Raw genomic sequence first — 17,671 nt, 5'->3', positions numbered from 1 at the left:
GTGTTGGTTCAACCATTACCAAGCAACCTGAAGACCGTCGTTCCGGCGAAGGCCGGAACCCAAGTTCGCTGCGCACCACGAACGATGCGCTCCAAGCAATCACTGCAGCTCAGCCGCCCGCGCCGCCATCTCCTGCCCCAGCCCCACCAGGTCCAGCTTCAGCTCGCGCATCTTGGGGAACATCTCCTGCTCTTCTTCCTCGACGTGGTGGTCCACCAGCTCGCCCAGCACTTTCACCTTGGCGTCGTACAGGTCGTCGCCCGGGTCCATTTCCTGGATCTGCGCGATCAGGTCCTTGGCCGACGCATGCTCCACGACCGCTTCGTCCACCATGTCTTCGGTCTCTTCGGTGGCTTCGCGCACCGCCGGGTACAGGATCTCTTCCTCGATCGTGGTGTGCATGATCAGCGCGTTGCAGATCTCGTCGGCCAGCTTCTTCTTGCTGACCTTGGCGCGGTCCGTCATGTTCTCGAACTTCTCGAACATCGCATGCACTTCCTTGTGCTGTGCGGTGAGCAGCGTGATGGCGTCTTGTGGCTTGTTTGCGGTCGTCATGTGAAGTACCCCCGTTGTATTAGTAAATTGGCATCCGCCAGCCTCCACTTTCCCCTGAATCCGGATCCGGGACTGTACGGCACCGCACGCTGCCCTGCCCGCCCGGCTGACGCAGCGCATGGCGCCGTCTGCGCGCCCCTGCCTGGCCAACTGTTGTATGATTTGGGAAACATTTAACCGAGTCCACGATGATCGAACCGGCACATCCGCAGCGCGACCCGGCGCCCGCATCACCCGAGGCGCCGCAGGAAGACCGCGCAGCCGAACTCTCCGAGATGCTGGGCCATGTCACCACCTGCTGGGACGAGGAACGCCGCCTGCTAGCGCGCCAGCTGCATGACAGCCTCGGTTCGTCGATGACGGCGCTCACCATGCACCTCGCCCTGCTCAGCCAGCACATCCCGGCCGACAACCAGGCCATGCGCGACCGCAGCGCGCAGATGAAGACGCTGCTTGGCAATATCATCGAGACCAACCGCAAGATGCAGCTCGAGCTGTGGAACGACAAGCTCGAGTTCCTCGGCCTGAAGGCCGCGCTGGCGGAGCTGGTGCCGGAATTCGGCGCCGCTCACGGCATCAAGGCACGGGTCGACCTCCCCGACGACGACGGCGCCTACACCCGCGCCCAGGGCGTGGTGCTGCTGCGCTGCGCCGAGGAAGGCCTGCGCAACGTGGCCGCGCATGCGCGCGCGACCGACGTCGAGGTGATCCTGGACGACGACGGGGACCAGGTCATGCTGACGGTACGCGACAACGGCGCCGGCCTGGCCGGCAACGACAAGGTGTTCGACTCGAATGCGTGCCACGGCCTGCGCCTGCTGCGCGAACGGGCGCGCTTCCTTGGGGGGTCGCTGGAGCTGGCTGCCCATGAAGCGGGTGGGGCGGCGTTGCGGGTGACCTTGCCCAAACAAGGTCCGGCGAGCTGACTGCAAGCTTCTGAGTTCGCCCCTGAAGCATGCACGTCGTTCCGGCGAAGGCCGGAACCCAAGTGTGCCTGCTACCACTGCGCGAAAAACTTGGGCACCGGCCTTTCGCCGGTGCGACGGTCTTTCAGTTAGCGGAAGAAAGCAGCAACCTATCCGCTAGTGCAGCTTCACCAGCGGCGTTGCCCTGCGCACCAGGAAGCGCGCCAGCGCCAGCACGCCGGTGCGCATCGTCCCGAGCACGGCGCGGTGGTGCATCAGGTGCAGGCTGGTGTACATCACGCGCGCCATCCAGCCCTGCACGAACCAGCTGGCGCCGCGCAATGAGCCCATCAGGCTGCCCACGCTGGTGGATTGGCCCACCGACACCAGCGAACCATAGTCGCGGTACTCGTAGGGCTTGTCCTGCGGCGCCTGGCCCTTGGACTGGCGCACGAAGTTGGCGACCAGGTAGTCGGCCTGCTGGTGCGCGGCCTGGGCGCGCGGCGGCACCGGGTGGCCGTTGCCGTCGACGCAGGCGGCGCAGTCGCCCAGCGCGTAGATATCAGGCGCGCCCTTCACCCGCAGGCGGTCGTCGACCTCGACCTGGCCGCCCTTGGAGGTCGGCAGGCCGAGCGTGGCCAGCAGGTCGGGCGCCTTGATGCCGGCCGCCCAGACGCACAGGTTGGCCCGGTACACATTGCCGTCCTTGTCGGTCACCTTGTCGCGCTCGATCTGCGTGACCCGGCAGTCGGTCACCACGCGGATGCCGCGCTTGGCCAGCAGGTCGGCCGCGGCAGCCGATACCTTCTCGGGCAGCGGGGCCAGCACGCGCGAGGCGCCTTCGAGAATGGTGATGCGCACGTCGCGCCGCACGTCGAGCTGGTCGAAACCATAGGTGACGTAGACGCCGGAGGCTTCGCGCAGTTCGGCCGCCAGTTCCACCCCGGTGGCGCCGCCGCCGATGATCACCACGTCCAGGCCGGTGCCGCGGCCTTCTTCATGTTCCTGTTCCGCAGCCAGCATCAGGCGCAGCATGCGCAGGCGAAAGCGCTCGGCGTCTTCGGTGGCGTTCAGGGAAATGGTGTGTTCCTGCGCGCCCGGCACGCCGAAATAATTCGAGGTGCTGCCCACGGCCAGCACCAGCGAAGCGTAGGTGAGGCGGCGCTCGGGCAGCACTTCGTCGTTGCCGGTGGCCGCGACAATGGCGCCCACGGTGATGGTTTTCGATGCGGCGTCGAGCGCGGTCATGGGCCCGAACACGAAATTGAAGCCGTTATCGTGCGCCAGCATCTGGTACGACAGGCCTTCCTGGTGGATGTCCAGCGTGCCCGCCGCGACCTCGTGCAGCGACGGTTTCCAGATATGGTAAAGCCGGCTGTCCACCAGCGTCACCTTGGTGGGCCCCAGCTTGCGGCCCAGTTTGCAGGCCAGCTCCAGGCCGCCCGCCCCTCCTCCTACAATCACGATATCGCTACGCAAAGTAAGCTCCTTCATGGCGCCCGTCCGGCAATGCCAGCACATGGACGATGTGGCAATCTTACTACGTTACTGCAATGCGGGCTGTGCGGGCGTCCCCGAGGTGTAGCATGGCTCGTCACAAAGGACCTGAAGGAGCAGAGGGCATGCAGCGCTACCAACCGATTACACAGCTGGGCCTGGGCGGCACCGGGCTGGGCGACATGTACCACACCACGAGCGACGAGGCGGCGCGCAGCACCGTCGACGCGGCATGGGAAGCTGGCATCCGCTATTTCGACACCGCCCCGCACTACGGCACCGGCCTGTCCGAACACCGCTTCGGGCAGGCGCTGCGCAGCCGCGCACGGCATGAGTACACGCTCTCGACCAAGGTCGGGCGGGTGCTGGTGCCCGACCCCGCGGGCGACATCGCCCCGCCCTTCGTGTCGTCGATGCCGTTCCGGCGCGTGCTCGATTTCACCGCCGGCGGCGCGCGCCGCGCGGTCGAGGACAGCCTGCAGCGGCTGGCCCTGGGCAGCATCGACATCGTCTACGTGCACGACCTCTCGCCCGACGCGTTCGGCGACGCGTACGAGCATCATTTCCGGATTGCGGCGGGGCCCGGCGGCGCCTTCGAGGGACTGGTGCGGATGCGCGAGGAAGGGATCATCCAGGGCTGGGGCCTGGGCGTGAACACGGTCGAGCCCTGCCTGCGCGCGCTGCAGCAGTCCGACCCCGACATTTTCCTGCTGGCCGGGCGCTACACGCTGATGGAGACCACGCCGCTCGAGCGCCTGTTCCCGCTGTGCGCCGAGCGCGGGGCGCAGGTGGTGCTGGGAGGGCCGTTTAACTCGGGCTTCCTGGCCGGGGGCGAGCACTACGACTACGTGCCGGCGACACCCGCACACCGGGCGCGGCGCGAGCACCTGCGCCAGGTGGCGGCGCGCCATGGGGTCGACCTGGCGGCGGCTGCGCTGCAGTTCGGCGCGGCGCACCCGGTGGTCGCGGCCACCATCCCCGGGGCCAGCAGCCCGCAGCACCTGCGCCGCAACGCCGCGCTGATGGACGTGCGCTTGCCCGCGCAGTTCTGGCAGGAGCTCGTGGCCGAGTCCCTGCTGCCGGCGGATGCGCCGCTGCCTGGCCAGGACCAGTAGGGTGGTCGGCTGTGCCGACCGCGCGTCCAGCCAGTGCAAGCTCAGCAGCTGCGCTCGCGGGAATCGAACGCGCGGTCGGCGAAGCCGACCACCCTACGGCCGGGCTGGCTGCCCAGTGCCGGCACTGGCGGCGAGCGCCATCATGCCGGCGTCCAGGCCCACCGCTTCCTCGTACCAGGTCTGGATTGCAGCAAGGTGGCGGCGCTCCTGCGCCAGCGCCTCGTTGAAGCCGTCGGCCAGGCCCATCTGGCCATGCTCATGGGCGAGCGCGACCAGGGTCTCCCAGCCGACGCTGTCGCTCAGCTCCGCCGTCAGGACCGCGTGCAGCGATTGCGACAGGCTGGTGCCCGGGTCGTCGAGCACCTGGAACAGGCCGATCGCCTCGACCCCCACCAGGCCGCCGCTCGGGGTCATGGCGGCCGGGTCACTGCCCATGGATTCGATCGCGGCCTTCATCAGGTCGGCGTGGCTTGCCTTGTCGGCGCGGATGGCCACCAGCTGCTCGCGCGCGGCGTCGCCCGCGACCAGGTCATCGACCTTGGCCAGCAGCGCGTCATACAAGCGGACGGCGGTGTGCTCCATGACGAGACGCTCGCCCATCTTATCGATCAGGATGTGTGAAACCGGGATGCTGGAAACCATGTCTTTCTCCAAGCTAATATGCGTTCAGGCTGGCCAACCAAGACCCTACAATAACGCGTTCACAGCCAAGTTCAACCGGAGATTCGATTGCCGAATGCAAAGAATTCCGAACATAACCATGCAAGGATGAGCTAACGCTGAATAGATGAGCCCTCGTGCGGGCGGACAGGTCCGTGGCGGCGCTGGCCGCCAGGAAAGGAAGCGGATGGATGGAACGGTCCGCTACCTGTGGGCTTGCTCAACCGTGGCCGCGGCCGTTGCCCCGGCCATCATGCTTGTCGCCGTGCTTGTCGTGGCCCCGGCCGTGGCCGCGGTCGTCGTGGCGGTCGCGGCGGTCGTCGTGGCGGTCGCGGCGGTCGTCGTGGCGGCCATCGCGGCGGCCATCGAAGCGGTCATGGTGGCGGTCGCGGTAGCGCGGGGCGTAGACGTCGTTGTACCAGCGGTCCTGGACGAACAGCACCGGCTGGCCGCAGGCGCCGTACTTGCGGCAGTGCTTGCTCCAGTTCTTGCGGTGGCCGGGCGGCACGCGGAGGTAGATCGGTTCGGCGCGGCCACGGTAGTGGCGCTCGATGATGACCGGCTGGGCCACGTACACCGGCGGCGGGCCGTAGTAGCCGCGCGAATCGCCCAGGTCGATCCTGCCGTAGAAGCCTGGCTGGCCGATGTTGATGCTGACATTGGTCTGGGCCAGGGCCGGGATGGAAGCGGCCGCGAAGGCTGCACAGAGAATCAGGGCTTTCATGGGGTACCTCTCTTCGAATCAATGGCTGGACTTTATCACCAGCAATCGGCCCGAACGGTGCGCCACCCCACACTCTTACACTCTGTGCAAGCTTTCACATTTGCTTACATGTTGCGGAACAGGGCCATGAACGGCTGGCTCACCGCCAGCGTCTCCGGCCGGTTCTTCAGGCGCAGGGTCCCGCGCCCGCTCTCGTCGCGCGTGACGCCGGCCACCGCGCGCAGGTTCACGATGGTCGAGCGGTGCACCTGCTTGAACATCGACGGGTCGAGCACCTCGAGCAGGTCGCGGATGGGTTTCCTCAGCAGCGACTCGCCGTCCGCCGTCATCACCACCGTGTACTTGCTGTCGGCCTGGAAGTAGGACACGTCGTCGACCAGGATCAAGCGCGTCTCCTGTCCCCGGCTGGCGGTGAGCCAGACCAGCGGCGGGGCCTTCGGCTGGGGCGGTGCGATGGCCGACAGCTGCTGCAGCAAGGCCTGCAACTGGCCCGCATCCTGGCCGCCGCGTTGCAGGCGCTCGCGCAGGCGACCGGCGGTGCCGGCCAGGCGCTCGCGCGAGACCGGCTTGAGCAGGTAGTCCACCGCGCCGCGCTCGAAGGCGTCGATGGCGTACTGGTCGTAGGCGGTCACGAATACCACCTCGGTCTTGAAGCCGGCGTCCAGCACGGCGCTCGCCACTTCCAGGCCGCTCAGGCCCGGCATGCGGATGTCGAGGAAGGCCACGTCGGGTTGGTGGGCGGCGATCGCCTCCAGCGCGCTGCCGCCGTCCTCGCAGGCGGCGACGATCTCCAGTTCCGGCCACACCTGGCCGAGCAGCTGCACCAGTGACTCGCGCAGCAGGGCTTCATCTTCGGCGACGACACACTTAAGCATGATGGCCTCCCACTGCGTCGGCGGTGCTGTTGACGGCATTGGGCACCATGATGGTGGCCGCCACGCCGCTCGGGAAGTTGGCCACGATCGAGAAGCTGGCCGCATTGCCATAGGCCAGGCGCAGGCGCTCGCGCACATTGCGCAGGCCGACGCCGGTGCCGCCGCCCTCGGCGGTAAAGCCGCGGCCATCGTCGGCCACCGTCACCGCCACCGCGCTGTCGACCTGGCGCGCCAGGATCCACACGGTGCCGCCTCCCGGCTTGGGCTCCAGCCCGTGCTTGATCGCGTTTTCCACCAGGGTCTGCAGCATCATGGTCGGGAACAGCACGCCGCGCAGCGCGTCGGGAATATCGACCTGCAGCTGCAGGCGCGGGCCCATGCGGATCTTGAGGATGTCGAGGTAGGCCCTGGCACGTTCCAGCTCTTCGCCGATGGTCGAGGGCGCGTCCTCGGTGCGCGGCAGCGAGTGGCGCAGGTACTGGATCAGGTTGCCCAGCATCTCGTCGGCGCGGGCCGGGTCGCTGCGGGTCAGCACCTGGGCGCTGGCCAGGGTGTTGTACAGGAAGTGCGGCTCGACCTGGGCGTGCAGCAGGTTCAGCTTGGCGACCGTGAGTTCCTTCTCGGTGGCGCTCTGGCGCACCTGCGCCTGCTCGCCGCGGCGGCGCGCGGCCACGCGGCGGGTGATGGCGCGGGCGATCGCTTCGGCGTTTTCCAGGTTGGTGCCATGGTCGACCAGGAACAGGTCGGTCCAGGCCGCGTTTTCCGGCTCGCAGATCAGGGTCACGCTGCCGGCGTCGTCGCCATTGGGCGTGACGGTGGCCAGGATCTGGTTGCGGCGCGCGCCGAAGTGGTCCAGCGCCCAGCTGGCGACATGGCGCTCGCCGGTGTTGCGGTCGTTGCCGCCGTAGGGGTCGATGCGGGTCACCTTGGCGCGCACCTGAAGGCTGTCGCGGGCCGAGTCGACGATCTCGGCGCCGGGCAGCTCGCGGATGGCGGCGTCGATCAGGTCGAAGGCTTCGCCGGCCTCGAACGGGATCTCGATCTGGCGCCGCTGGCGGTTCGACAGGGTGCTGCCGTTCAGGGCGCCGGCCACCAGGCGCACCCGGCGGATGTGCGAGAACACGCCGGACGCCACCCAGGTGCCCAGCAGCAGCGCCACCACGGCGAAGTAGCCGCCCGGGTCGCGGTCGAGCGGCTCGAAGATGGTCTCGTTGGCGAGGATGCAGAAGAACAGGTAGCAGCCGAGCCAGGCCAGCAGCAGTCGTGCGAGGTGAAATGTGCTTGCGATCATGATGTTCTCTCAGTAGTCAGGGCAGCGCCAGATTAGTGCCGGTCTCCATTGCCGGGTGACATTATGCGACGGAGCCGGGATAGCGGCGACGAAACCGGGGCGATCCAGCACAAATAATCCGTTGCGCATTGCCCTCACCCGGGCCGCTTTCGCTCGCCGCGAAGATGCCTTGCGGATACAATGCTGCGCTGATCTCCGTTAAAAGGTTTCCCAGCATGGCACTCAAGCACACCGTCTTCGCCCTCGCCGCCCTCGTGGCCGGCGCAACCGCCCACGCCCAGGTGGGCGCCGCCCTGACTGCCGACATCGGCACCACCGGCGTCGGCTTCCACGTGGTGGTTCCGATGGAATCCACCCTGAACGGCCGCTTCGGCGCCAACTACCTGCCGCACGACTTCGAGAAGCGTTCGGGCCGGGTCGACTACAAGCTCGACGGCAAGCTGGCGACCTTCGATGCGCTGTTCGACTGGTATGTGCTGTCCAACAGCAGCTTCCGCCTCACCGGCGGCGTGCTGTACAACGGCAACCGCTTCAAGCTCAGCGGCGTGCCGAGCGCCGCCGGCACCTTCACCTTCAACGGCAACACCTATTCGCGCACCGATATCGGTACCCTGAAGGGCGACGTGAGCTTCCGCCGCGCCGCGCCGTACGTGGGCATCGGCTGGGGCAATGCCCTGACCCCGAACAAGCGCCTTAACTTCAGCGCCGACATCGGCGCCTTCTACCAGGGCAAGGCACAGGTCAACCTGATCCCGCTCGGCTGCACCATCTCGAACGCCGTGTGCGGCAAGCTGGCCAGCGACGTCGCCGTGGAAGAATTGCGCCTGAGCGAAGATGCGGCCGATTACAAGGTGTACCCGGTGCTGCGCGCCAGCGTGTCGTACAGCTTCTGATTTAAAACGGCGAGCGATATGCATTCCGGCACGGACCGGCGTATGATGGCATTTCTTATCGAGGAAACATCATGCATCCGCGCCAAATCCTTCCTGCTGCGCTCGCCATTGCCTGCCTGGTATTAACGGGCTGCAAAGACCAGCGCGAGCCGGCCAAGCCGATCGTCGACCTGTCGGCCATCGTCGTCGTCGCCTAGGCCGGCGTTTCAGCTTCGCAAGCCGCCCCCGGCGGGGTTACACTACGGCCTGACCATTTTTGCCGTAAGGTTCCCATGCCGTTTGCTTCCCTTGGCCTGATCGACCAGATCAACCAGACCCTCGCCTCCCTCGACTACACCACCCCGACCGCTGTCCAGCAGCAGGCGATTCCTGCCGTGCTGGCCGGGAAGGACGTCATGGCCGCCGCCCAGACCGGCACCGGCAAGACCGCCGGCTTCGCCCTGCCGATCCTGCAGCGCCTGGTCAAGAAAAGCACGCCAGTAAGCAGCAATGCGGTGCGCGCGCTGGTGCTGGTGCCGACCCGGGAACTGGCCGAGCAGGTGCACGAGAGCTTCCGCACCTATGGCGCCGGACTGGGCTTGCGCACGATGGTGGCCTACGGCGGGGTGAGCATCAACCCGCAGATGATGAACCTGCGCAAGGGAGTGGACGTGCTGGTGGCCACGCCCGGGCGCCTGCTCGACCTGTACCGCCAGAACGCGGTGAAGTTCAACGAAGTGCAGACCCTGGTGCTGGACGAAGCCGACCGCATGCTGGACCTGGGCTTTTCGAAGGAACTCGACCAGGTGTTCGCGGCGCTCCCCAAGAAGCGCCAGACCCTGCTGTTCTCGGCCACCTTCTCCGACCAGATCCGCGCCATGGCCAACCAGCTGCTGCGCGAGCCGGTGCGGATCGAAGCCTCGCCGCGCAACACCACCGTCACCGCCATCAAGCAGTGGCTGGTAACGGTGGACAAGAAACGCAAATCCGAGCTGTTCCTGCACCTGCTGAAAAAACACGACTGGCCCCAGGTGCTGGCCTTTGCCAAGACCCGACGCGGCGTCGATGAACTGGTGGGGCTGCTCGAGGCCAAGCGCATCTCGGCCGATTCGATCCACGGCGACAAGCCGCAGCCGGCCCGCCTGCGCGCGCTGGAGCGCTTCAAGGCCGGCGAAGTGCGGGTGCTGGTGGCAACCGACGTCGCCGCGCGCGGGCTCGATATCACCGGCCTGCCGGTGGTAGTGAATGTCGACCTGCCGATCGTGGCCGAGGATTACGTGCACCGCACCGGCCGTACCGGCCGCGCCGGCGCGTCGGGCGAGGCGGTGTCGCTGGTGTGCGCCGATGAAGTCGAGCAGCTGGCGGCGATCGAAGCGCTGACGCGCCAGGTGCTCGACCGGATCGAGGAAAACGGCTTCGCGCCGGACCATCGGGTGCCGGAGACGCAAGCCGGCGGCCAGATCGTGAAGAAGCCGAAGAAGCCCAAGAAGCCGAAGGGCGATGCGGCGGTGGTGAAGGAAGACGTGCGCTTCAGGCGATGAAATCACTTCGGCACTTCGGGGTCAGGTCTGACATTTGGACACGGCCTCAACTGTAGCAGGCGCATCAGGCGTTCCAGCAAGGCCGGAAGTTAGCCGAAGCCAATCTTGGTGCAGACCGAAGGATGATAAAGAGGAACTACGGCTAAGCTCGTGTCCAAATGTCAGACCTGACCCCGAAGTTGGCTTACAAGAAGCCGAAGGGCGATGCGGCGGTGGTGAAGGAAGACGTGCGCTTCAGGCGATGAAATCACTTCGGGGTCATGAGATCACTTCGGGGTCAGGTCTGACATTTGGACACGGCCTCAACTGTAGCAGGCGAATCAGGCGTTCCAGCAAGGCCGGAAGTTAGCCGAAGCCAATCTTGGTGCAGACCGAAGGATGATAAAGAGGAACTACGGCTAAGCTCGTGTCCAAATGTCAGACCTGACCCCGAAGTTGGCTTACAGGATCAGGCGCATTTCGCGCATGCCTTCCGGGCCGGTAGGGGTGACGGTGAAGCCGAGCTTTTTCACCATGCCGGTGATGCGCGAATTCTGCGGCAGCGCCTCGCCCACGATTTCGCGCGTGCCGCGCGAGCGGCAGTAGGCGATCAGCTTTTGCATCATCATCTTGCCCAGCCCCATGCCCTTCAGATCCGAGCGCACCGTCACCGCGAATTCCGCGCTGATGTTGTCCGGGTCGGCCACCACCCTGCCCACAGCCAGCGTCTCGAACACGCCTTCGCCGTTCCTGCGCGTGGCGATGAAGGCCATCTCGCGGTCGTAGTCGATCTGGGTGAAGCGCGCCAGCTGCGAGGGCTGCAGCTCGCGGATGCGCACGAACATCCGGTAGCGCACGTCGTCGGGCGTGAGCGCGTCGAAGAAGGCCAGGTGGGCCGCGCCGTCCTCGGGGCGGATCGGGCGCAGCAGCAGTGGCGCGCCATTCCACTCGATGGTTTCCTCCAGCTCGCGCGGATAGGGCCGGATCGCCAGCCGGTCCAGGGTGCTGCCGGAGCGGTCGGCCAGCGCCAGGCGCATGCGCGCGTCCAGCACCACGGCGCCCTTGCTGTCGGCCAGCAGCGGGTTGAGGTCGAGTTCGACGATTTCGGGAATGTCCGAGACCATGCGCGAGACCTGCACCAGGCTGGCCAGCACCGCGTCCATGTTCACGGCCGGCCGGTTGCGATAACCGGCCAGCAGCCTGGCCACGCGGGTGCGGTCGACCAGGTCGCGCGCCAGCACCAGGTTCAGGGGCGGCAGCGCCACCGACGAATCCCGGGTCACCGCCACCGCAACCCCGCCCTGCCCGAACACGATCACCGGCCCGAACACGGTGTCGAGCGCCGCGCCCGCGATCAGCTCGTGCGCATTGGCGCGCCTGACCATGGCCTGTACCGAGAAGCCGTCGAAGCGCGCCTGCGGGAACAGTTCGGCGAGGCGGCGCCGCATGCGCGCCGCGGCCGCCCGCACCGCCTCGACGCTGTCCAGGTCCAGCGTCACCCCGCCGAAGTCCGACTTGTGCATCACGTCCGGCGTGAGGATCTTGACCGCCACCGGAAAACCGATGCGCTCGGCCGCGGCCACCGCCGCGTCGATGCTCGCGGCCTGGCGCGTCTCGACCACCGCCATGCCGTAGGTGCGCAGGATGGCCTTGGTCTCCGGATCGGACAGCAGGTAGCGCCCGCCGGCGATGGCTTCGCGCACCAGCGCGCGCGCCGCCGCACGGTCCGGCGCCACCGAGCCGGCCATCGAGGGCGGCACCTCCATCAGGAGGTTCTGGTTGCGCCGGTAGTGCACCAGCTGCAGGAAGCCGGCCACCGCGTCTTCGGGGGTGCGGTAGGCCGGCAGGCGCGCGCCTGAGGCGATCGCGCGCGCCTCCGACACCGAGGCCCCGCCGAGCCAGCACGAGAGGATGGTCTTGGAGGCCGTGCGCACCAGCGGCGCGACGGCATCGGCGACGTCGCGGCTGGCCACCGTCGCGGTGGGCGACTGGATCACCAGCACCGCGTCGACCTGCGGGTCTTGCAGCAGCACCTCCATGGCTTCGCGGTACAGCGCGGGCGAGGCGCCGCCGCGCAGGTTGGCGACGTTCCCGCGCTGCCAGCCGGGCGCCAGCAGCGCACCCAGCCGCTCGCGCGAGGCGTCCGAGAAGCTGGCCTCGACCCCGCCGCCGTCGGCCAGCGCGTCGCGCGCCAGCACGCCGGGGCCGGCGCCGTTGCTGACGATGGCCAGCCGCTCGCCATGCAGCGGGCGCGCATAGGCCAGGGTTTCGGCAGCCGAGAACAACTGGTCGGTGGTGGCCACGCGCAGCATGCCGGCGCGCCGGATCGCGGCGTCGAACACGGCGTCGGCATCGGCCAGCGCCCCGCTTTCACTGGCGGCGGCCGGCGCGGCATCGTCCTCGCGGCCGCTTTTCAGTACCAGCACCGGCTTGCTGCGCGCCGCCGCGCGCGCCGCCGACATGAACTTGCGTGCGTAGCGCAGGTCCTGCACATACAGCAGGATGGCCCCGGTACCGCCGTCGCTGGCCAGGTAATCGAGCACGTCGCCCAGGTCGACGTCGGCCGCGTCGCCCAGCGCGACGAAGTGCGAGAAGCCGATGCCGCGGGTGCGCGCCCAGTCCAGCACCCCCGCCATCAGCGCGCCCGACTGCGACACAAAGGCGATCCGCCCCGGCAGCGCGCCGCTGTGGGCGACGCTGGCGTTCAGGCCCAGGCCGGGGGCCAGCAGGCCGGCGCTGTTCGGGCCGAGCAGGCGCAGCAGATAGGGATGGGCGGCGTCGAGCATCGCCTGGCGCAGGCTGCGCCCGCGCTGGTCGCGCGCCGTTGCCAGGCCGGTGCTCAGGACCACGGCGGCGCGGGTGCCGCGCTCGCCCAGCTGGCGCACCACCAGCGGCACGGTGGCCGGGGGCGTGCAGATCACGGCCAGCGCCGGCGCCTGCGGCAGCTCGGCCACGCTGGCGTAGCAGCGCCGTCCGGCCAGTTCGCTGTACTTGGGATTGACCGGCCAGACCTCGCCCTTGAAGCCGCCGGCCAGCAGGTTATGCAGCAGCGTCGCGCCCAGGCTGCCGGCCCGTTCGGAAGCGCCGATCAGGGCGACCGAGCTTGGTGCGAACAGGTGCCCGAGGTTGCGTACGCTCATGCCGAAGCCCTTTCCCCACGTGGCGGACGCGCGTGCGCCCCGCGTGCAAGGATAGCGCCGCTGCGTCAGGCGGCGCGCACCGGACCGCTCAAGCGTGGAAGAGTGCCGAAATGCGGGTGCGGCGCGCGGCCGGCAAGGCGCGCAGGGCCGCCGACTGGGCGCGCAGCTCGCGCATGAATCCGTCCGCCATGCTGCGGGTGAAGCGCTCCAGCGTGGGCGCGTCGATGCCCTGCTCGTGCACGTGCGCGCTGAATACGCGCGCCTCGGCCAGTTCGTGCACGGGCAGGCTGGCGAGGATGGCGGCGGACGGCGCCGGCGGGGCGGCGTAGAAGTGGAGCCGGAACTGGCGGTCGAGCAGGACCGTGCCTTTCAAGAAACGATCGAGGCCCACGTCATACAGCACATGCACGATCACTTCCGCCACCCGGCTGGCGATTTCGTCCTGGTTCTTCCTGCGGCGCGGACCGAATAGGCGGAAGAGCATATGCATGATGGAACTCCATTTAACTCAGCCGAAATACTAACAGTCTGTTTCATTCCATGCAACTTCCAGCGGCTGCCAGTGTTGTAAAAACCCATGATAGAATCGCTGCGTGAGATCGATCCTGCGCTCCCTGCTCGTCTGGCTCGTGCTGCTGGCGGTTCCCTTCCAGGGATTCGCGGCGGCGGCGATGACCTGCGCTCACGGCGCGGCCCCGGCAACGGCAAGCCAGCACGCCAAGCCGCCCTGCCACGGCGCTGCCGCCGCCGCGGCCAGCCTGGATGACGCGCACGCCGACGCCGGCCAGGCGCATGAGAAGAAGTGCGGCAACTGCGCCTCCTGCTCGGTCGGCGCCGCGATGGCGCCCGCCTCCGGCAGCCCGGCGCCCGATCACCGCCCGTGCAGCTGCTGCCCCGCCAGCGTAGCGGCGCGGGTCGCCGCCATCGATCCCGACCTTCCCGAACGGCCTCCCCGTACCGCGCTCGCCTGATCCGCCAGGCCGCCCCACAAGGGCGGCCTTCCCGTATTCACCGATCGAGGTCCGCATGTTTCGTTTACTGTTGCCAGTCCTGCTGGCGCTCGCCCCCGTTGCCGCCCGCGCCACGCCGCCCGCTCCCGACGACCCGGCCGCCGCCGTCCCAGAGACGCGCTACCGCGCGCCGCAAGCCTACCTCGCGCCGGAGCAGCCGGCCACCACACCCGACCGCCACTGGATCGCCGCCAACCGCAGCCTGCTCGACTACCACCCGATGATGCTGACCCGGCCCGAGCCAGCCCCGGCGCCGGCGCCGGCCCGGCCTGAGGCACGCGAGAAGCCGGCGCCGGCGCACGAGCACCATGCCGGCCATGGCGGCAAGGGAGCGCGCTGATGCGCGCCGCCCTCTTCCTGCCTTGCGCAGCCCTGGTGCTGGCCGGCTGCGCCAGCCCCGGTCCGCAGGACGCCGCCGGCCAGGTCGCCGCGCTGGTACGGGAACGCACCGGCGCCACCCCGCGCCTGGCCGGCCCCGAGTCCGCGGCGCTGGACCGGGAAATCGACGCCCTGCTGGCCGCGCCGCTCGCGATGGACAGCGCGGTGCACATCGCCCTGCTCAAGCACCCCGGCTTGCAGGCGAGCTACTGGGAAGTCGGCATCGCCCAGGCCGACCTGGCCCAGGCGGCGCGCCTGCGCAACCCGTCGCTCGGCTTGTCGCGCCTGTCGGGCAACGGCGGCGTGGAGATCGAGCGCGCCGTGTCGATCGATGTCGCCGGCCTGCTGACCATGCCGCTGCGCCGGCGCATGGAGACGCGCCGCTTCGAGGCGGCCCGCCTGTCGGTGGCGGGCGCCATCGAAGGCCACGCACTGGCAACCCGCAAGGCCTGGATCGAGGCGGTGGCCGCGCAGGAGAGCCTGGCCTACGCGCGCCAGGTCAATGCCGCCACCGAGGCCGGGGCCGAACTGATGGGCCGCATGGCGAAAGCCGGCAACGCCAGCGCACTCGATGTGGCGCGCGAACAGGCGGCCCATGCCGAAGCCGCGGCCGGCGTGCTGCGCGCCAGCCGCGCCGCCGGCGCCGCGCGCGAGCACCTCACCCGCCAGCTCGGGCTGTGGGGCGCGCAGGCCGGCTACACGCTGCCCGAGCGCCTGCCCGCGCTGCCGGCCGCGCCGCGCGAACTCGCGCGCATCGAAGCGCTGGCGCTGGAACGGCGCCTGGACGTGCAGGCCGCGCGCCTGGCCGCGCAGCACACCGCCGCCGACCTGGGCCTGACGCGCACCACACGCTTCGTCAACGTGCTCGACCTGGGATACCACAACAAGAGCGAGACCGGCGCCGACCGCGCCAACGGCTATGAGATCGGCCTGGAACTGCCGCTGTTCGACTGGGGCGGCGCGCGCGTGGCGCGGGCCGAAGCGGTCTACATGCAGGCCGTGCAACGGGTCGCCGACACCGCCATCACCGCCCGCAGCGAAGCGCGCGAAGCCTACCTCGGCTACCGCGCCGGCTACGACCTGGCGCGCCACTACCGCGACGAAGTGATCCCGCTGCGCCGCAAGATCGGCGACGAGACCCTGCTGCGCTACAACGGCATGCTGGCCAGCCCGTTCGAGCTGCTGGCCGACGCGCGCGAGCAGGCGCAGGCCGTGAGCGGCGCCATCGACGCGCTGAAGGAATTCTGGCTGGCCGAGGCCGCGCTCGAAGGCGCGCTGGGCGGGCGCCTGGATGGCCCGGCGCATCAACCGACGAACTCGAAGGAAGAACAGCAATGAACAAGCGCAGGATTTTTCTTGGCAACGTCACCGGCGCCGGCGCCACCCTGCTGGGCGCCTCGCTGGTCAGCAAGGCCGGCGCCGCCACGCTGCCCGAAGCCCCGGTCCACAGCAGCAGCGCCACCGCCGCGCCGCTCCCGCCCGCCGGCGGCCGGCCCTACAACCCGGTGGTCACCCTGAATGGCTGGACCCTGCCCTGGCGCATGAAGGACGGCGTCAAGGAATTCCACCTGGTGGCCGAACCCGTGGTGCGCGAACTTGCGCCCGGCATGCAGGCCAACCTGTGGGGCTACAACGGCCAGAGCCCGGGCCCGACCATCGAAGTGGTTGAGGGCGACCGGGTACGCATTTTCGTCACCAACAAGCTGCCCGAACACACCAGCGTGCACTGGCACGGCCAGCTGCTGCCCAGCGGGATGGACGGCGTCACCGGCCTGACCCAGCCCGGTATCCCGCCCGGCAAGACCTTCGTGTACGAATTCGTGGCGCGCCACGCCGGCACCTTCATGTACCATCCGCATGCCGACGAGATGATGCAGATGGCGATGGGGATGATGGGCTTCTGGGTCACGCATCCAAGGAACCCGAAGCAGCACGCGGTCGACCGCGACTACGTGTTCCTGCTCTCGTCCTACGACATCGAACCGGGCAGCTACACGCCGCGCACCAACACCATGCTGGACTTTAACCTGTGGACCTTCAACAGCCGCGTATTCCCGGGCATCGACCCGATGGTGGCGCGGCTGGGCGACAAGGTGCGCATCCGGGTCGGCAACCTGACCATGACCAACCACCCGATCCACCTGCATGGCCACCGCTTCGAGGTCGCCGGCACCGACGGCGGCTGGGTGCCGCCAGGCGCGCGCTGGCCGGAAGTGACGACCGACATCGCGGTGGGCCAGATGCGCGCCATCGAGTTCGTCGCCGACAACCTGGGCGACTGGGCCTTCCACTGCCACAAGTCGCACCACACCATGAACGCCATGGGCCACGACGTGCCCAACCTGGCCGGCGTCGACCACCGCGGCGTGGCGCGCAAGATCAACAGCCTGGTGCCGGGCTACATGGTCATGGGCGACCGCGGGGGCTCGATGGGCGACATGCGCATGCGGCTGCCGGAAAACACCCTGCCGATGATGGATGGGAAGGGGCCATTCGGGAACATGGAGATGGGCGGGATGTTCACGGTGCTGAAGGTGCGCGCGGGGCTGGGGCGGTCGGATTACCGGGATCCGGGGTGGTATGCGCATCCGAAGGGGACGGTGGCGCAGGAGTGGACGGGGGAGGTGCCGGTGGCGGCGGGGGCGCCGAAGACAGCGCCAGGCGACGCAGTGCCAGCAGCGCCTGCGCTGAATGCGCGCAAGCCGACCAGTCACCGCCACTAGGCTTAGTTAGCCCGTCGCTCCCGCGCAGGCGGGAGCCTAATTTTGTGTGCGCTATCGCGGTGCATGCAAACTTGGATTCCCGCCTGCGCGCACTGCTGTCCGGAATAATTTGCTTGACTTAGCAAGGAGGGGTTGCAGGCATTGGTTTACGAGGGTTAACCTCGGTTTGCCGACTTAAAAACCAAACCTGCAACCATGTACAGCATAACGACATTTCAAGAATTAATGAAGGGGCTGCCCCGCGCTGCCTTCGATCAGGCAGTCGCCCGCCACAATGCCGCCAAATATACCAAGCACTTCAAGCCTTGGAATCACATGACGGCGATGGTGTATGCGCAGGCCAGCGGAGCGCCGAGTTTGCGCGCCCTCGAAACTGGCTTCAATGCGCACGCATCGCATCACTACC

General features: G+C 68.3%; 18 protein-coding genes. 10 read left to right on the top strand and 8 right to left on the bottom strand.

What is annotated here, in order from left to right; all coding sequences use genetic code 11:
• Positions 1-99: 99 nt before the first annotated feature.
• Complete coding sequence (locus tag BM031_RS14125; protein ID WP_091875222.1) at positions 100-555, bottom strand: hemerythrin domain-containing protein; 456 nt, start codon at positions 553-555, stop codon at positions 100-102.
• Between the two features lie 188 nt (positions 556-743).
• Between BM031_RS14125 and BM031_RS14120 the strand changes: the two genes are divergently transcribed.
• The gene (locus BM031_RS14120) at positions 744-1,481 is read left to right on the top strand and encodes a sensor histidine kinase (protein WP_091875221.1); all 738 of its coding nucleotides are present in this window, start codon (positions 744-746) and stop codon (positions 1,479-1,481) included.
• A gap of 156 nt (positions 1,482-1,637) precedes the next feature.
• On the opposite strand, the gene BM031_RS14115 is transcribed toward BM031_RS14120, so the two are convergent.
• The gene (locus BM031_RS14115; protein ID WP_091875220.1) at positions 1,638-2,954 is read right to left on the bottom strand and encodes an NAD(P)/FAD-dependent oxidoreductase; all 1,317 of its coding nucleotides are present in this window, start codon (positions 2,952-2,954) and stop codon (positions 1,638-1,640) included.
• Between the two features lie 128 nt (positions 2,955-3,082).
• Here BM031_RS14115 and BM031_RS14110 point away from each other — a divergent pair, with 128 nt between their 5' ends.
• A complete protein-coding gene (locus BM031_RS14110) occupies positions 3,083-4,072 on the top strand; it encodes an aldo/keto reductase (RefSeq protein ID WP_091875219.1) in 990 nt (329 codons plus the stop codon).
• A 93-nt stretch (positions 4,073-4,165) separates the two neighbouring features.
• On the opposite strand, the gene BM031_RS14105 is transcribed toward BM031_RS14110, so the two are convergent.
• The 4 genes from BM031_RS14105 to BM031_RS14090 all read right to left on the bottom strand — a co-directional run bounded on the left by BM031_RS14105 (position 4,166) and on the right by BM031_RS14090 (position 7,622).
• Positions 4,166-4,714 (bottom strand): ferritin-like domain-containing protein, encoded by a 549-nt coding sequence (locus tag BM031_RS14105; RefSeq protein ID WP_091875218.1) that lies wholly within the window; start codon positions 4,712-4,714, stop codon positions 4,166-4,168.
• 238 nt (positions 4,715-4,952) lie between these two features.
• Positions 4,953-5,456, bottom strand: a complete 504-nt coding sequence (locus tag BM031_RS25550; protein WP_091875217.1) for a hypothetical protein — start codon at positions 5,454-5,456, stop codon at positions 4,953-4,955.
• Positions 5,457-5,560: 104 nt separating this feature from the next.
• Complete coding sequence (locus tag BM031_RS14095; protein ID WP_091875216.1) at positions 5,561-6,331, bottom strand: LytR/AlgR family response regulator transcription factor; 771 nt, start codon at positions 6,329-6,331, stop codon at positions 5,561-5,563.
• Positions 6,324-7,622 carry a histidine kinase gene (locus BM031_RS14090; protein WP_091875215.1) on the bottom strand — a complete coding sequence of 433 codons (1,299 nt, stop codon included), beginning with the start codon at positions 7,620-7,622 and terminating at the stop codon, positions 6,324-6,326. The genes BM031_RS14095 and BM031_RS14090 overlap by 8 nt, the downstream gene beginning before the upstream one ends.
• Positions 7,623-7,837: 215 nt before the next feature.
• On the opposite strand from BM031_RS14090, the gene BM031_RS14085 reads away from it, so the two are divergent.
• The 3 genes from BM031_RS14085 (at position 7,838) to BM031_RS14080 (ending at position 10,035) form a co-directional block, all read left to right on the top strand.
• Positions 7,838-8,515 carry a hypothetical protein gene (locus BM031_RS14085; protein ID WP_091875214.1) on the top strand — a complete coding sequence of 226 codons (678 nt, stop codon included), beginning with the start codon at positions 7,838-7,840 and terminating at the stop codon, positions 8,513-8,515.
• Between the two features lie 71 nt (positions 8,516-8,586).
• Positions 8,587-8,712 (top strand): hypothetical protein, encoded by a 126-nt coding sequence (locus BM031_RS26235; protein WP_267873317.1) that lies wholly within the window; start codon positions 8,587-8,589, stop codon positions 8,710-8,712.
• A gap of 75 nt (positions 8,713-8,787) precedes the next feature.
• Positions 8,788-10,035 (top strand): DEAD/DEAH box helicase, encoded by a 1,248-nt coding sequence (locus tag BM031_RS14080; RefSeq protein ID WP_091875213.1) that lies wholly within the window; start codon positions 8,788-8,790, stop codon positions 10,033-10,035.
• Between the two features lie 440 nt (positions 10,036-10,475).
• On the opposite strand, the gene BM031_RS14075 is transcribed toward BM031_RS14080, so the two are convergent.
• Both BM031_RS14075 and BM031_RS14070 read right to left on the bottom strand, forming a co-directional pair.
• Positions 10,476-13,154, bottom strand: a complete 2,679-nt coding sequence (locus BM031_RS14075) for a bifunctional acetate--CoA ligase family protein/GNAT family N-acetyltransferase (protein ID WP_091875212.1) — start codon at positions 13,152-13,154, stop codon at positions 10,476-10,478.
• An 88-nt stretch (positions 13,155-13,242) separates the two neighbouring features.
• On the bottom strand, positions 13,243-13,644 hold the full coding sequence (locus tag BM031_RS14070) for a hypothetical protein (RefSeq protein ID WP_091875211.1): 402 nt from the start codon (positions 13,642-13,644) through the stop codon (positions 13,243-13,245).
• Between the two features lie 181 nt (positions 13,645-13,825).
• On the opposite strand from BM031_RS14070, the gene BM031_RS14065 reads away from it, so the two are divergent.
• The 5 genes from BM031_RS14065 to BM031_RS25090 form a co-directional block, all read left to right on the top strand.
• On the top strand, positions 13,826-14,125 hold the full coding sequence (locus BM031_RS14065) for a hypothetical protein (protein ID WP_143084591.1): 300 nt from the start codon (positions 13,826-13,828) through the stop codon (positions 14,123-14,125).
• A gap of 55 nt (positions 14,126-14,180) precedes the next feature.
• On the top strand, positions 14,181-14,504 hold the full coding sequence (locus BM031_RS14060; RefSeq protein WP_091875209.1) for a hypothetical protein: 324 nt from the start codon (positions 14,181-14,183) through the stop codon (positions 14,502-14,504).
• A complete protein-coding gene (locus BM031_RS14055; RefSeq protein ID WP_091875208.1) occupies positions 14,504-15,880 on the top strand; it encodes a TolC family protein in 1,377 nt (458 codons plus the stop codon). The genes BM031_RS14060 and BM031_RS14055 overlap by 1 nt, the downstream gene beginning before the upstream one ends.
• The gene (locus tag BM031_RS14050) at positions 15,877-17,265 is read left to right on the top strand and encodes a multicopper oxidase family protein (RefSeq protein WP_091875207.1); all 1,389 of its coding nucleotides are present in this window, start codon (positions 15,877-15,879) and stop codon (positions 17,263-17,265) included. Before BM031_RS14055 ends, BM031_RS14050 begins: the two co-directional genes overlap by 4 nt.
• Before the next feature lie 225 nt (positions 17,266-17,490).
• A partial coding sequence (locus BM031_RS25090; RefSeq protein ID WP_177207757.1) for a DUF4372 domain-containing protein occupies positions 17,491-17,671 on the top strand: 181 nt, incomplete at its 3' end.

It is taken from the genome of Massilia yuzhufengensis, from assembly GCF_900112225.1.
Classification (GTDB): domain Bacteria; phylum Pseudomonadota; class Gammaproteobacteria; order Burkholderiales; family Burkholderiaceae_D; genus Telluria; species Telluria yuzhufengensis.
This window is presented reverse-complemented; position numbering and strand designations above follow the sequence as displayed.

Excerpts from the sequence above, each read along its gene's own strand:
- BM031_RS14050 (WP_091875207.1), top strand. The coding sequence starts at position 15,877 with ATGAACAAGCGCAGGATTTTTCTTGGCAACGTCACCGGCGCCGGCGCC.
- BM031_RS14060 (WP_091875209.1), top strand. The coding sequence starts at position 14,181 with ATGTTTCGTTTACTGTTGCCAGTCCTGCTGGCGCTCGCCCCCGTTGCC.
- BM031_RS14085 (WP_091875214.1), top strand. The coding sequence starts at position 7,838 with ATGGCACTCAAGCACACCGTCTTCGCCCTCGCCGCCCTCGTGGCCGGC.
- BM031_RS14095 (WP_091875216.1), bottom strand. The coding sequence starts at position 6,331 with ATGCTTAAGTGTGTCGTCGCCGAAGATGAAGCCCTGCTGCGCGAGTCA.
- BM031_RS14065 (WP_143084591.1), top strand. The coding sequence starts at position 13,826 with ATGACCTGCGCTCACGGCGCGGCCCCGGCAACGGCAAGCCAGCACGCC.
- BM031_RS14105 (WP_091875218.1), bottom strand. The coding sequence starts at position 4,714 with ATGGTTTCCAGCATCCCGGTTTCACACATCCTGATCGATAAGATGGGC.
- BM031_RS26235 (WP_267873317.1), top strand. The coding sequence starts at position 8,587 with ATGCATCCGCGCCAAATCCTTCCTGCTGCGCTCGCCATTGCCTGCCTG.
- BM031_RS14055 (WP_091875208.1), top strand. The coding sequence starts at position 14,504 with ATGCGCGCCGCCCTCTTCCTGCCTTGCGCAGCCCTGGTGCTGGCCGGC.
- BM031_RS14115 (WP_091875220.1), bottom strand. The coding sequence starts at position 2,954 with ATGAAGGAGCTTACTTTGCGTAGCGATATCGTGATTGTAGGAGGAGGG.
- BM031_RS14110 (WP_091875219.1), top strand. The coding sequence starts at position 3,083 with ATGCAGCGCTACCAACCGATTACACAGCTGGGCCTGGGCGGCACCGGG.
- BM031_RS14075 (WP_091875212.1), bottom strand. The coding sequence starts at position 13,154 with ATGAGCGTACGCAACCTCGGGCACCTGTTCGCACCAAGCTCGGTCGCC.
- BM031_RS25550 (WP_091875217.1), bottom strand. The coding sequence starts at position 5,456 with ATGAAAGCCCTGATTCTCTGTGCAGCCTTCGCGGCCGCTTCCATCCCG.
- BM031_RS14070 (WP_091875211.1), bottom strand. The coding sequence starts at position 13,644 with ATGCATATGCTCTTCCGCCTATTCGGTCCGCGCCGCAGGAAGAACCAG.
- BM031_RS14120 (WP_091875221.1), top strand. The coding sequence starts at position 744 with ATGATCGAACCGGCACATCCGCAGCGCGACCCGGCGCCCGCATCACCC.
- BM031_RS14125 (WP_091875222.1), bottom strand. The coding sequence starts at position 555 with ATGACGACCGCAAACAAGCCACAAGACGCCATCACGCTGCTCACCGCA.
- BM031_RS14090 (WP_091875215.1), bottom strand. The coding sequence starts at position 7,622 with ATGATCGCAAGCACATTTCACCTCGCACGACTGCTGCTGGCCTGGCTC.
- BM031_RS14080 (WP_091875213.1), top strand. The coding sequence starts at position 8,788 with ATGCCGTTTGCTTCCCTTGGCCTGATCGACCAGATCAACCAGACCCTC.